12 protein-coding genes are annotated in these 13,048 nt (G+C 55.6%); 7 read left to right on the top strand and 5 right to left on the bottom strand.

Translation table 11 applies throughout. From position 1 onward, the window contains the following. Positions 1 to 79: 79 nt before the first annotated feature. From rimK to ACFPMF_RS16670, 4 genes are all read right to left on the bottom strand, one after another. Entirely contained in the window at positions 80 to 982 is a 903-nt protein-coding gene (gene rimK, locus ACFPMF_RS16685; RefSeq protein WP_379847257.1) for a 30S ribosomal protein S6--L-glutamate ligase, read from the bottom strand. Between the two features lie 65 nt (positions 983 to 1,047). Continuing rightward, positions 1,048 to 1,524, bottom strand: a complete 477-nt coding sequence (locus ACFPMF_RS16680; RefSeq protein WP_379847254.1) for an ATP-dependent zinc protease family protein — start codon at positions 1,522 to 1,524, stop codon at positions 1,048 to 1,050. Then, positions 1,521 to 2,666 carry a DNA polymerase III subunit gene (locus ACFPMF_RS16675; protein WP_379847251.1) on the bottom strand — a complete coding sequence of 382 codons (1,146 nt, stop codon included), beginning with the start codon at positions 2,664 to 2,666 and terminating at the stop codon, positions 1,521 to 1,523. Before ACFPMF_RS16675 ends, ACFPMF_RS16680 begins: the two co-directional genes overlap by 4 nt. Before the next feature lie 73 nt (positions 2,667 to 2,739). After that, entirely contained in the window at positions 2,740 to 3,942 is a 1,203-nt protein-coding gene (locus ACFPMF_RS16670; protein WP_379847248.1) for a putative sugar nucleotidyl transferase, read from the bottom strand. A 158-nt stretch (positions 3,943 to 4,100) separates the two neighbouring features. Between ACFPMF_RS16670 and ACFPMF_RS16665 the strand changes: the two genes are divergently transcribed. From ACFPMF_RS16665 to nagA, 3 genes are all read left to right on the top strand, one after another. After that, a complete protein-coding gene (locus tag ACFPMF_RS16665; protein WP_379847245.1) occupies positions 4,101 to 4,649 on the top strand; it encodes a hypothetical protein in 549 nt (182 codons plus the stop codon). A gap of 64 nt (positions 4,650 to 4,713) precedes the next feature. Then, a complete protein-coding gene (locus tag ACFPMF_RS16660; RefSeq protein ID WP_379847242.1) occupies positions 4,714 to 5,466 on the top strand; it encodes a shikimate dehydrogenase family protein in 753 nt (250 codons plus the stop codon). Between the two features lie 19 nt (positions 5,467 to 5,485). Continuing rightward, on the top strand, positions 5,486 to 6,640 hold the full coding sequence (gene nagA / locus ACFPMF_RS16655; protein WP_379847239.1) for an N-acetylglucosamine-6-phosphate deacetylase: 1,155 nt from the start codon (positions 5,486 to 5,488) through the stop codon (positions 6,638 to 6,640). A gap of 17 nt (positions 6,641 to 6,657) precedes the next feature. Here the strand turns inward: nagA and ACFPMF_RS16650 are convergent, their stop codons facing one another. Next, a complete protein-coding gene (locus ACFPMF_RS16650) occupies positions 6,658 to 8,427 on the bottom strand; it encodes an L-lactate permease (protein ID WP_379847237.1) in 1,770 nt (589 codons plus the stop codon). A 502-nt stretch (positions 8,428 to 8,929) separates the two neighbouring features. On the opposite strand from ACFPMF_RS16650, the gene ACFPMF_RS16645 reads away from it, so the two are divergent. The 4 genes from ACFPMF_RS16645 to ACFPMF_RS16630 form a co-directional block, all read left to right on the top strand. Beyond that, positions 8,930 to 9,667 carry a (Fe-S)-binding protein gene (locus ACFPMF_RS16645; protein WP_379847235.1) on the top strand — a complete coding sequence of 246 codons (738 nt, stop codon included), beginning with the start codon at positions 8,930 to 8,932 and terminating at the stop codon, positions 9,665 to 9,667. Further along, positions 9,667 to 11,064 (top strand): lactate utilization protein B, encoded by a 1,398-nt coding sequence (locus ACFPMF_RS16640; protein WP_379847233.1) that lies wholly within the window; start codon positions 9,667 to 9,669, stop codon positions 11,062 to 11,064. Before ACFPMF_RS16645 ends, ACFPMF_RS16640 begins: the two co-directional genes overlap by 1 nt. Positions 11,065 to 11,090: 26 nt before the next feature. Beyond that, positions 11,091 to 11,675, top strand: coding sequence for a LutC/YkgG family protein (locus ACFPMF_RS16635; RefSeq protein ID WP_379847231.1), 585 nt, complete (start codon positions 11,091 to 11,093; stop codon positions 11,673 to 11,675). A gap of 94 nt (positions 11,676 to 11,769) precedes the next feature. Beyond that, a partial coding sequence (locus ACFPMF_RS16630) for a malate synthase (RefSeq protein WP_379847228.1) occupies positions 11,770 to 13,048 on the top strand: 1,279 nt, incomplete at its 3' end.

The raw sequence follows: 13,048 nt of genomic DNA, 5'->3' as shown, positions 1-13,048 counted from the left end.
AGTTAAGAGTGATGAATAATGAGTGATAAAAGCGTCAGCCAACTCATCCCTCTTCATGCATCACTCTTAATTCCGTGTTTTAAACGCCGACGGTATCAATTTCGTCGGTCGGAATTTTTTCTTCAATATAGTCGACAATCTGGCCGGCGATGTCGATGCCGGTGGCTTTTTCGATGCCTTCGAGCCCGGGTGATGAGTTGACTTCCAGCACCAGCGGCCCCCGGTTGGATTGCAGCAGATCGACACCCGCTACCCGTAAACCCAGCGCCTTGGCAGCATTCACCGCCGTCCATTCCTCGTCGGGGGTCAGCAAAACCGCCTGGCTGGTGCCGCCCCGGTGCAGGTTCGAACGAAAATCGCCTTCCTTACCCTGCCGCTTCATGGCACCGACTACCCGGTTTCCGACCACGAACGCCCGGACATCGGCCCCTTTTGCTTCGGCAATATACTCCTGAATCAGCACATTTGCTTTCAGTCCGTAAAAAGCCTCGATTGCCGACTTGGCGGTTTTGGCCGTTTCGGCCAGCACTACGCCCAACCCCTGCGTTCCTTCCAGCAGTTTGATCACCACCGGGGGGCCGCCCACCAGCGTGATCAGGTTATCGACGTCCTTGGGGTGTTTGGCAAAGACGGTTTTGGGCAACCCCACGCCCGCTTTCGACAACACCTGCAAACTCCGCAATTTATTCCGGGAACGCGTAATAGCCTGAGAACGAGCCGTTGTAAATACCTTTTTCATTTCAAACTGCCGGACCACGGCACAGCCGTAATCGGTGACGGAAGCGCCAATCCGGGGCACAATGGCGTCGATTTGCTCCAGCGGCTGCCCTTTATAAAGCACTTCCGGTTTGCCGCCTTCGATCATAACCTGACACCGCAGGTGGTCGATCACCAGGGGTTCGTGGCCGTGCTCCTGGGCTGCCTTGACCAACCGTCGCGTGGAATACAGTTCGGGATTGGTCGACAAAATCGCAATACGCATATACGTTTTGGTAGAAAGTCGTTGATGGAAAAATGGGGGAGAAAAACCCCGGATGGGTGACAACGTCAGGAAGCCGGGCTCTGTTGTTTCATTTGGTACGAAACATTTTGCAGTGATACGTCAACAACAAATTTGTTGCGCAATAGTTTACGGCCCAGCAAAACCGGAAACCGCATCGTTCCGCGGTTTGCCAGCGAGAATTCGGCCCGGATAAGCCGCCCCATGATCAGGACACGGGTTTTAATGATAAATCGCTTTTCGGATTGACCAAACGAATTTTTAACGGTTTTGTACTGAAACAGATCGGTTGTAAAGTGTTTTTTCTTTTTCCCCCGCCCGGTCACCAGCGCAAACCGCAGTCGGAAGCCATCGCCGTGGGGCACCAGCCGGACATCCGTACAATGCAGCGCCGAGGTATACGCACCGGTATCGATTTTCGTCTCGACGTCGGTCCAGCCCAGGTCCGGAAAATCCAGCCGGTCAGCAAAACCGATTACCTGTTTGAGGGGTTCGCCAGCCACCGGCTTTGTCGGGCGTTTCATTTTCCGTTGCGGATCAAACTGCTGAAGGTAAGCGACAAATCCATCATCACCATTTTGGCGCGGACATTTCGTTCAATGTGAAAAACCGCTTCGTTCAACCCGCCGACCATGTTTTCGAGGTGATGGGATTCAAGCACTTTGCCAAAGTTTTCCACAAACGTACGTTCCTCGTCCGGGAGTCGCAACAACGCCGTGACGCCATGCTTCCACAAAAATAAATCCCGGCAGAGGTTCAGGCTGTAATCGAGCAAACCGCGCTGTTTTTCCTTGCCCAGCGCATCGAACTGGTCGGCCTGTTTGACGAGGGCAATCAAATCCTGCCGGTAGCAAAACCGCATCCATTCGGCAAACCACGCGTGCCGATCGTTACCCGGTTCAGCGTCGGCTTTTTCCGGTTCTTCCTGCGCCATCCGAAGGGCCTCCGACAGGTTCCCGTCGGCCAGGTAGGCCAGCTGGCGGGCCCGTTTTTCGGGCAGATTCAAATGCTGTCGCAGATGCATCGCTACTTCGTCGTCGGTAAAAGCCCGAACCGCCACGCGCTGCGTCCGCGACAGAATGGTAATCAGCAGTTTATCGGCCTGGTTGGTCACCAGCAGAAAAAGCGTGCGGGCGGGCGGTTCTTCCAGCAGTTTCAGCAGGGCATTGGCCGTGGCCGTATGCAGGTTCTCGGCGCACCAGATCAGCACGATCTTGTATTCGCCTTCGTAGGCCTTCAGCGACAGTTTGCCCATCAGTTCCCGCGCTTCCTCGACGGGAATATTGCCCTGCTTGAGGTTCGCAGCCGCCAGCCATTCGTCCAGCACCCGGTAGGGATGCCCCAGCACAAACTTACGCCAGTCGGCCAGGAGGGTTTCGCTGGTTACCTTGCTGCCCGCGACCGGAAAAACAATCGACAGATCCGGGTGCACCAATTTCTGCATTTTGGTACAGGACGGACACCGGCCGCACGAATCCCCCTGCCCATCCGGCAATTCCTGCCGGTTTTCGCAATTGATGTACGTCGCAAACGCCAGCGCCAGCGCCAGGTTAGCACTCCCGGGCGGGCCATCGAAAAGCTGGGCGTGGGCCAGGTGATTGGTCTGAACCGCCCGGATCAGTGCCCGCTTTGTTTCGTCATGTCCGATGATTTCGCTGAATTGCATACCTGAAGGAGGAAGGCAGGAGAGAAACCGGAATACTGGCTTCCTTCCCACTTCCCTCGTTTTAAATACCCGTTTACGTCAATCGTTCTTTATTCTTTTCCTCCATCCGATAAACTTCCCGCAGGATCTTTTCGTCGGCCTTGCTAAATACCAGTCCCCGGCGGCTGACGGTTTCGCGAATCACCTGCAGGGCTTTTTCAAACCGGTAATCGGCGAACCCTTCCGCGCCCCCGCCCCACGAAAACGACGGAATGTATTTGGGCTGAAAACCGGCGCCAAAAACGTTGACGTTAACCCCCACCACCGTCGCCGTATTGAACATGGTGCTGATTCCGGCTTTCGTATAATCGCCCATGATCAGGCCGCAGAACAGGCGGTCGGTTTTTTCGAGCCGCCCCGTTGCGTAACTGTACAGGCTTACGTTCGTATAGTCGTTTTTCAGGTTGGAATTGTTGGTATTGGCCCCCAGGTTGCACCATTCGCCGATCACCGAATTCCCCAGAAAACCGTCGTGTCCTTTGTTGCTGTAACCCAGAAAAACCGAGTTGCTCACCTCCCCGCCTACTTTGCCGTACGGACCGATGGTGGTGTTGCTGCGCATTTTGCCGCCCCAGTTGACCGTGGCGTGGTCGCAGAGGGCAAACGGGCCTGTCATCACCGTTCCCTCCTGAATCAGCGCGTTTTTCCCGATATAAATCGGGCCGTTTTCGGCATTGAGCACGGCCGCGCGAATTCGGGCCCCTTCCTCCAAAAAGATATTTTCGGGTGCATAACAACGCGTGTGCGGATCGGTGATCGGTTGCGAGAGCCGGCCCGCCGTCAGGAGTTCAAAATCGGCGCGAATCTGATCGGCATTGTGGGCAAAGATCTCCGGCAGATTTCGGATGATCGTCAGCGGTTTTGCAAAGGTCAGGGTCCGTTCAGCATCGGCTACCGTCGGCGTCGCCCTGAGCGGTTTTGCCGTCCGCAGGGCCAGCAGAAAACCGTCCGGCCTGACCAGGGCGGTTTCGGGCGACAACCCGTTCAAGGCCTCAATCAGCGGTTTTGACGGGCAAACGGCACCGTTTACGAAAAAGCTGTCGTGACTTTCCCGGCAGGGATACTTTATTTGCAGATACGGGTCCGTGAGAAACGACGGAATGGTCTTGAGCCGCCGGGCCCATTTTTCGGTGATGGTGCAGATGCCAGTCCGGATCTCGCTCACCGGCCGGGTAAACGTCAGGGGCAACAAGGCCGTGCGGATCGTCGGATCGTCAAATAAAATCAGGTTGTGCATACACTGTTTGACAGTCGAATTGCAAATATCCGAGTTTAATCGGTAAAGTGACAGTCCGGCTTTTAGCAAAAATTTTAATTTTTTACGGTGTCTTTTAAACCTTTCGGGCGTCTAAATGGTCATAGTACACAAGACCAATATTCCCACCCATACCATTTATGAAAAACCTCCTTTTACTGTCCTTGATTGGTTTTTTGCTGAACTGTGACAATAAAAAGATAGGCGTACCCCAACTTCCCAACTGCGGCAATTTCATGGCGCTAAAGAACCAGCAGGAATGGTCGGCAGCCTCAACGGCCACGTTTTTTAACCGGGACAGCATCAACATCATGGTCGAAGAATGCGGCACGTTCCGCTCCCAGGGCGAAGTACAATGGCTTAGTATCAATCAGTTACCCACAAAAACCGGCACCTATACCCTCCGGCCCACCCGCTGGGATGACCTGAAAGGCACCCCGCTATCGGCCTGGGTGTATACGCGGATCGGCGACAATGCCACCGGCGACCGGTACAATCTGTACTCCGCAGCAACGGAAAAGAACGAAGTGACCATCGACGCGTACAATCCCACCAGCCGCGAAATCGAAGGGCACCTGAACGCAACGTTTGTGATCGATCCCGACAGCGATTCGCCCGGCCGGTCGCAGCCCGACACCATCCGGATTCGCGATGCCATTTTTTCGGTAGTGGTCAACGGCGCAATTTAATCTTGCTTTTTATCCGGTTTTTGGGTTTTGGTTGTAGCTTTGGGCAACCGATAAAAGCCCGTTTATGCGTCGTTATGGACTGATTGGGTTTCCCCTGACCCACTCGTTTTCCCAGAAATATTTTACCGAAAAGTTTGAAAAAGAAGGCATTCCGGATAGCCGTTACGATTTATTCGAACTGCCCGATCCGGCGGCTTTTCCCCAACTGCTCGCGTCGACCCCCGATCTGGTGGGGCTGAACGTCACGATTCCGCACAAACAGGCCATCATTCCGTTTCTGGACGAACTCGACCCGGCTTCGGCGGGACGAATCGGGGCTGTCAACACGATTCGGATTCTGCCCGATGGCCGCAAAATTGGCTACAATACGGATTATTACGGTTTTCGCTCGTCGCTGGAAGACTGGCTGCGCGCCCAGGAGATTGGCCCGGCAACCCTTCACGCCCTGGTTCTTGGGAATGGCGGGGCGGCCCGGGCCGTCGTCGCAGCCCTGAACGATCTACAAATCCGGTACCGGTTGATCTCCCGCCAGCAAACCGCCGAAGCCCTGTCGTACGAGGCCCTGACGCCGGAGATTCTGGACGAATACCGGCTGATTATCAACACCTCGCCCGTGGGTACGTACCCGAACATTGACGCCAGCCCGGCCATTCCGTACGGTATGCTAACCAGGCGGCATTTGCTGTACGATCTGGTTTACAACCCGGCTGAAACACGGTTTTTGCAAAAGGGCCGCGAACAGGGAGCCGCCACCCATAACGGTTTGCCAATGCTGCATTTGCAGGCCGAAAAAGCCTGGGAAATCTGGAATCAATAAAGTCATAACTGATCCGGCCATGCAGGACTTCGCCCTCACCAACGCGACGGTTTTCACCGGCACCGAAGTGTTGCCGGGTGCTTCCGTCCGGATTGCGAACGGATTGATTCAGGAAGTTACCAATGGGGTCGTCAACAAGCCGGAAGCCATTGACGTACAAGGACAATGGCTGCTTCCCGGTTTGGTGGATCTGCAGGTATACGGCGGCTCTGATGCGTTTCTGAACGAATCCCCCACGGTCCAAACCGTCGATCACTTATACCAGACGCACCTGAAAAACGGAACAACGTCGCTCCTGCCCACGCTCTATTCGACCTCACCCGATGTTATTCTTACGGCCATCGAAGCCGTGCGGGAAGCCCGCCAAACCCATCCGAACGGGGTGCTGGGCCTGCACGTGGAAGGCCCGTATATCAACCCCGAAAAACGGGGCGTTCACAGTCTGGCCTCCCTTCGGCAACCGGTTGAAGCTGAACTGGATGAGTTACTTAATAAAGGCCACGGTATAATCCGGCTCCTGACGATTGCGCCCGAAATTTTCTTGCCGGAACACCTAGCCAGCCTGCTGGAACGTTCCGCAAAAGCCCATATCCGCCTTTCAGTAGGGCATAGTAACGCTACGTATCACCAGGCAACCTCCGCCTTTGAGCAGGGAATTACGTTAGCCACACATCTGTACAACGCCATGCGGCCGTTTGAAAGCCGCGAACCGGGTGTGGTGGGGGCGGTTTTTGACCATCCAGCGGTTTGCGCCAGCATCGTTGCCGACGGTTTTCACTGCGACTGGGCTACCGTTCGAATAGCCCGAAAACTCCTGGGCGAACGTCTGTTTCTGATTTCGGACGCCATTCTGGCCAATCCGTCCAAACTGACGCATGCCTTTGAGGATTTCACCCTTTATTATAACGAGGGCCGGTTTACAAACCATGAAGGCAAACTGGCCGGTTCGTCCATCACGTTGCTGGATGCCGTTCGGAATTGCATTCGACACGTGGGTCTGTCGCCGGCCGAAGCCTTCCGGATGGCGTCGACGGTTCCGGCCGAAATCATCGGTGCGGGCGATACGTTAGGAAAAATTCAACCCGGTTTTATAGCCAATCTGGTGGTACTGACTGAAACCCTGACCGTTTCTCACGTTATCACGAACGGGCGGTTTCAGCACCTGGAGCAATAATAGCGCGTGCCAACCCCTTAATTCACCAGTGTTGGCTTTTGGGCACGCCGGTTCGAAACGAACCGAATCGTTGAGGCCAGGGCAATTAACAAAACCGCCAGCGCCAGCAGGTAGACATAACCCTGCGACAGATCCGTAACGGGTGCCGTTTTTTGGGCGATCAGCAGTTCATACGTCGGAATAACCCACTGAAAAACATAGGCTTGTGTCAGAGTAATGAGGCAAATGACCCCCAGCATAATGAAGCTGTGTTTGACCGTAAAGCGGAACAACTGTGATTCCTTGCCGACCAGATCGCCGGCCGCTGCGGCCACGGCAATGGATTGGGGCGAAATCATTTTACCTACCACGCCCCCGGACACATTAGCGGCCACCGTTACCACCGGATCAACACCAATGGACTGAGCCGTAGCGAATTGCAATTTACTGAACAGGGCGTTGGCCGAGGTATCGGAACCGGTGATGAACACGCCCAGCCAGCCCAGCACCGGCGCGAAAAATGGAAATAGAAAACCCGTGTTGGCCAGCGCAGCGGCCAGGGTCAGCGTAATCCCGGAATCGTTGGCGATGTAGGCAAAACCCAGCACGGCCGCGATGGTCAGAACCGGGAATTTAAGCTGGTTCAGCGTCGCACCAAAGATTTTCAGCCCCTCGCGGTACGTCAACCCAATCAGCGGAATGACGACCAGGTTCGCAATCAGGATAGCCGTTCCGGCCGCCGATAAGAAATTGAATTTAAACACCTTCGGTAAGGCGACACCTTCTTCGCTCAGAATGGCGTTGTGCAGGCCCGGCACTTCAAACTGCACCTGTCCGACCGCATTGAGCACCTCCTTGATCGGCGGCATTCCCCAGGCAATCACCATGATGGTCAGCACCAGGAACGGCGACCACGCCCGCAGCATCTGCCCACCCGTGTACGAACGGTCGGTCTGAAAAGTCGGGGCTGGTTCGTTGGCAAAACGCCAGACGGTTTTGGGCTTCCAGAACCGCAGGAAAACCATCATGCAGATAATCGACCCCAGTCCGGCAATAACGTCGGGCAGCGCAGGCCCCAGGTAATTCGACGAAAACCATTGCAGAACAGCGAACGAAACGCCCGACACCAGAACCGCCGGTAACACCTCCCGGGCTTTTTTAAAACCGGCCACGATCGTTACAAGGTAAAACGGCAGGATGATCGACAGAATGGGCAGCGTGCGGCCCACCATCTGGGAAATCGGTAATTCGGGAATGCCCGACACCTGCGAAGCCACCGTAATCGGAATGCCGATGGAGCCAAACGCCACCGGGGCGGTATTGGCAATCAGACAAATCCCCGACGCATAGAGCGGATTGAAGCCCAGCCCGACCAGCATGGCCGCCGTAATGGCGACTGGTGCTCCAAAACCGGCGGTTCCTTCCAGAAAGGAGCCAAACGAAAACGCAATCAACAGCGCCTGTAGCCGCCGGTCGGCCGTGATGGACGCCATGAAGTGTTTAATGATTTCGAATTGCCCGCTTTTGACCGTCAGGTTGAAGAGGAATACGGCCATGATAACCAGCCAGCAAATGGGAAACAACCCGTACAGTGCCCCGTGGGCGAACGATAAAACCGCCAGTTTCACCGGCATTCCGTACACCAGCAGGGCAATGAAAGCGGCCATCACCGTCGCGATGAGACTGGCCTGGTAGCCTTTCATTTTCCGAATGATCAGGGCCCAGAAAATGAACAGAATGGGCACTGCCGCGACCAGCACGGACAAGGCTATAGCGTTAAACGGATCAATAACCTGGGTCCACTTCATGGATAATGCACATGTTAAGGGTTTTAGGAAAATCTGGATCAGGCAGCAACGGTATTGGCTCCCAGCCCGGCTCATCGTTCAATTTACGGGAATAGGACTAACTTCACTACTTTACCGGCCTTTTATCCAGCCAGTTAGTTCATAAAGTAAAAAATGAAACGATTTACTGTCTGAACTCTGCCGAAGCAGCCGGTTTTGGGCGGTCTCTCCCCGTTGGGTCATCCCGTCCCCCTATCCCGCGGTTTATTGACTGTGGTCAGCGGTTTTTGTTCAGGCTGACCAATTGCCGGACGGTTTCCACCCATAATTTCCCAGCCCATTCGACCGACCTGACCGGCGAATAAAAACGGCAAAATACGGCTTCTGGCTTTTCTATAGATTTTTTAGCACGAAAACCAGGCTCATCAATTCAGGCACATTCGTAAAAACACCGCGCACTCACGTAGTAAATCGATCTTCCTGAACGCTTTAGAAGAAAAAAGCGCCCAAGCAACCCCGCCCTATGACTGTCGGACTTTTTATCCCCTGTTATGTTAACCAGTTTTACCCTCAGGCGGCCATAGCAACCCTGCAGTTGCTGCAAAAACTTGGGGTCAATGTGGTGTATCCGCCCCGGCAAACCTGCTGCGGACAACCGATGGCCAATTCCGGTTTTGAGCACCTTACGCAGGAATGCAACGATCTTTTTCTGGCGAATTTCAGCGGTTTCGACTACATCGTGGCCCCGTCGGCCAGTTGCGTGCTGCACGTGAAGCAACACCTGCACGCGGCCGACGACCCGGCCAAAGCCGAAAGCATCCGATCGCGCGTGTATGAGTTGGTCGAATTTCTGACCGATGTGCTACAAATCGATACCCTGAAAGCCCGGTTTCCCCACAAAGTCGGGATTCACCAGAGCTGCCACGGCCTGCGGGGGTTGTATCTGGCGCAAATGAGCGAACTCAACGCGTCGCCGTATTCCAAACCGGTTCAGTTGCTCAGCCAGGTGGAAGGGCTGGAGTTGGTAGCCCTGGACCGCCCGGACGAATGCTGCGGTTTTGGCGGGACGTTCTGCATCGCCGAAGAGGCCGTTTCGGTCAAAATGGGGAAAGACCGGGTAACCGATCACGTGAAGAACGGTGCCGAATACATCACTTCCGTGGACCTTTCCTGCCTGATGCACCTCGAAGGCATTTTACACCGGAATAAAAGCGCCGTGAAAACGGTTCACATTGCCGAAATTCTAAACGCGAACCTGTGATGGAAAAAGCAACGAAAGATCATGCCGCCCTCGCCGAAGCCTTTATCAAAAAAGACGAAGAACACGTCAACTGGCACGATGGTGCCCTCTGGTGGATTCGGCAAAAACGCGATTTGGCCTCCAAACAGATTCCGGAATGGGAGGATTTGCGGGAAACGGCTTCGCAGATCAAAAACCACGTGCTGTCGAATCTGCACGATTATTTACTGGAGTTTGAAGCCAATCTGACCAAAAACGGCATTACAGTCCACTGGGCTGCGGATGCGGAAGAACACAACCGCATTGTCTATTCCATCCTGAAAGCGAAGGAAATCAGGGAGATGATCAAGAGCAAATCGATGCTCACCGAAGAATGTCACCTGAACGAATACCTGGCCGAACGCGGCATCGACGTCATCAATTCCGATCTGGGCGAATACATTCAGCAACTGGACAACGAACCGCCCAGCCACATTGTGCTGCCCTGTATTCACAAACGGAAAGAGGAGATCGGGGAAATTTTTCATGAACACCTCGGGACCGAGAAGGGCGTTTCGGACCCGACCACCCTCACCCGGTTTGCCCGGCGGCACCTGCGCAATGCGTTCATCACCCGGCGGGCCGCTCTGACCGGCGTCAACTTCGCGGTGGCCGAAACCGGCGAATACGTGGTCTGCACGAACGAAGGGAATGCCGATATGGGCGCCCATTTGTCGGACGTTCAGATTGCCTCCATGGGCCTCGAAAAAATCATTCCCAAAAAGAAACACCTCGGCGTTTTCCTGCGGCTGCTGGCCCGCAGTGCCACCGGCCAGCCGATCACGATTTATTCCAGCCACTTCCGAAAACCGCGCCCCGGTCAGGAAATGCACCTAATTCTGGTCGATATGGGACGAACCCGCCAGTTGGGCCGCCCGGATTTCCGGAATTCGCTGAAGTGCATCAAGTGCGGTGCGTGTATGAATACCTGCCCGGTGTACCGGAAAAGTGGCGGTTTGAGTTACCACAACACCATTACCGGCCCCATCGGCGCGATTCTGGCCCCGAATCTGGACATGAAACGGCACGCGGATCTGCCGTTTGCCTCGACGCTCTGCGGTTCCTGTTCCAACGTGTGTCCCGTCAAAATCGACATCCATGACCAGCTGTATCAGTGGCGGCAGGTGATTGTCCGGGAAGGCTATGCGGCCAACACGAAAGTGCTGGGGATGAAAGCCATGGCCTGGACACTCTCGTCGCCGGATTCATATACCCGTCTGGGCCGGGCCGGTCGCTGGGTATTGAACAATATTCCGTTTGCGGTAAACAACAAGTTAAACCCCTGGTACAGGCAGCGGGACATGCCGGAAGGGCCCAAAGAATCATTCGCCGAGTGGTATGCCAAAAATCAGTCTGAAACCGGTTCCGAAAAAGTTTGAACGACCGCCTGTAACCCCAAAACCGCATGAGTACCCGAGAAAGTATTTTAGCCGCCGTTCTGAAAAACCAGCCGCCCGCCAGCCCGTTACCGGATATCTCGGTTTTTAAGGGCAATCCCCAGAACATCGTTTCGAACTACCAGGCTGTTTTTAACAGCATTGGCGGAACCGCCCTGATTGTAGAAAGCCTGACGGAAGTAGCCGCCTGGATTCGGGCGAATTTTGCAGCGACCCAACGCGTGATTACCACCTTACCGGTACTGGGCGACTCGTTCGAACGGCTGTCGGAAACGGTCGATCCGCACAGCTTCGACGATGTGGAACTGGCCGTGATCGAAACGAAACTGGCCGTTGCCGAGAATGGCGCGGTCTGGCTGCCCGAACAGCAGATGGGGCAGCGGATCGTGCCGTACATCTGCCAGCATCTGGCGGTGGTGGTCGAAGCCGCCAACCTGGTGCCGACCCTGCACGAAGCCTACGAGCGGATCGGGATCGGCGACTACGGTTTTGGCGGTTTCATCGGCGGTCCTTCCAAAACGGCGGATATCGAGCAGGCGCTGGTGCTGGGGGCGCACGGCCCGATCACCATGACGGTGTTTATTTTGGCATAGTGTGCTGTGCGGGTTTTGAAAACCCGCCCGATTCTGTAGCCGATTTTAAATCGGCTTTTTAAAACGCTTGATCACAACCTATTTATTTCAAACCATGACCCTTGTCATTCGCGACAACCTACAGGAAATTTATTCGGATGTGTATACGCCCCAAGCCCTGGCCGCCTTAACTGCCCTGGCCCCCTTGAACCAACGCATCAAAACCGTCATGGAGGCCCGTCTGAAACGACGCGCCCACCGCGGGCAAACCCACACCCGCATCCAGTTCCTGGATCCTCAGTCAACCATTCCCGGCACCCCCATCCGCGTCCAGGATGCCCGCGAGGGCCACTTTGAGGGATCGCCCATCCCCGCCGATCTGCAACGCCAGTGGATTCAGGGTACCGGACCAGCCGCCAAACCCAACGCCCCCCTCGAATCCAGCCTTCGCAACGTGGCCTACGCCCTGCTCTCGGGCGCCGATGGCTGGATGTTCGACGGTGAAGACGCCCTGGGACAAATCACCACCATGTCGCTCGACAACCAGCGAAACCTCAAACTGGCCATCCACAAAGACCCGGTTTTTCTCAACACCGCCCGGCAGGTGGCGCAGGAAATGAACCGCTGGGCCGACGGTTTTCTGGGCCGGACCATCATCACCGACTGGGAACAACAGCTGGCTTTTACCACCAAAATCTTTCGCGCCCGGGGACTGCACCTGGATGACCGCCATATCCGCGATGCCGACGGCGTGGCCCTGGCCGCTTCCATTGTCGATACCACCCTGTACGTGGTCAACAACTACCAGGCCCTGCAACAAGCCGGTTCCTCCATCGTCTTGTACCTACCCAAAATCCAGACCGCCGAGGAAGCTGGCGTCTGGAATCAGCTGCTGACGGCGCTGGAAACCCACCTGGGTTTACCGGTCGGCACCATTAAGGTCTACGTGCTGGTCGAGCAACTGGAAGCCACCCACCAGCTGATGGAAATCCGGGCGGTGCTGGGGCGGCATTTCGTGGGCGACAACACCGGTCGCTGGGATTACATCAACAGCGTCTCGGATGCGATGGCTTGGGACAAAAGCTTCGTCAATCCCAACATCGAGGCCATTACGATGACCTACGGCTACATGCGCAACTACGAAGACCGGGTTCGGCGGGCGGTCAACACGCCGGATCGCAACGGGAATTATGCCTTATGGCAGGGCGGGATGGAACCCAACATTCCGGTCGGCTCCGAAGCTGGCGTTGAGGCCAGTATGCAGAAGGCGGTGGCGGGGGCGCAGCGGGAGCAGGCCGCCGGGGCCAGTGGCAAGTGGGTGGCCCACTGGAAGATGGTGCACATCGTGCGGCCGGTGTGGGAGCAGGTGGGTGAGCCCAACCAGTTGGGCCGGG

Origin of the sequence: Larkinella bovis (assembly GCF_042655385.1) — a bacterium.
Classification (GTDB): Bacteria; Bacteroidota; Bacteroidia; order Cytophagales; family Spirosomataceae; genus Larkinella; species Larkinella bovis.
This window is presented reverse-complemented; position numbering and strand designations above follow the sequence as displayed.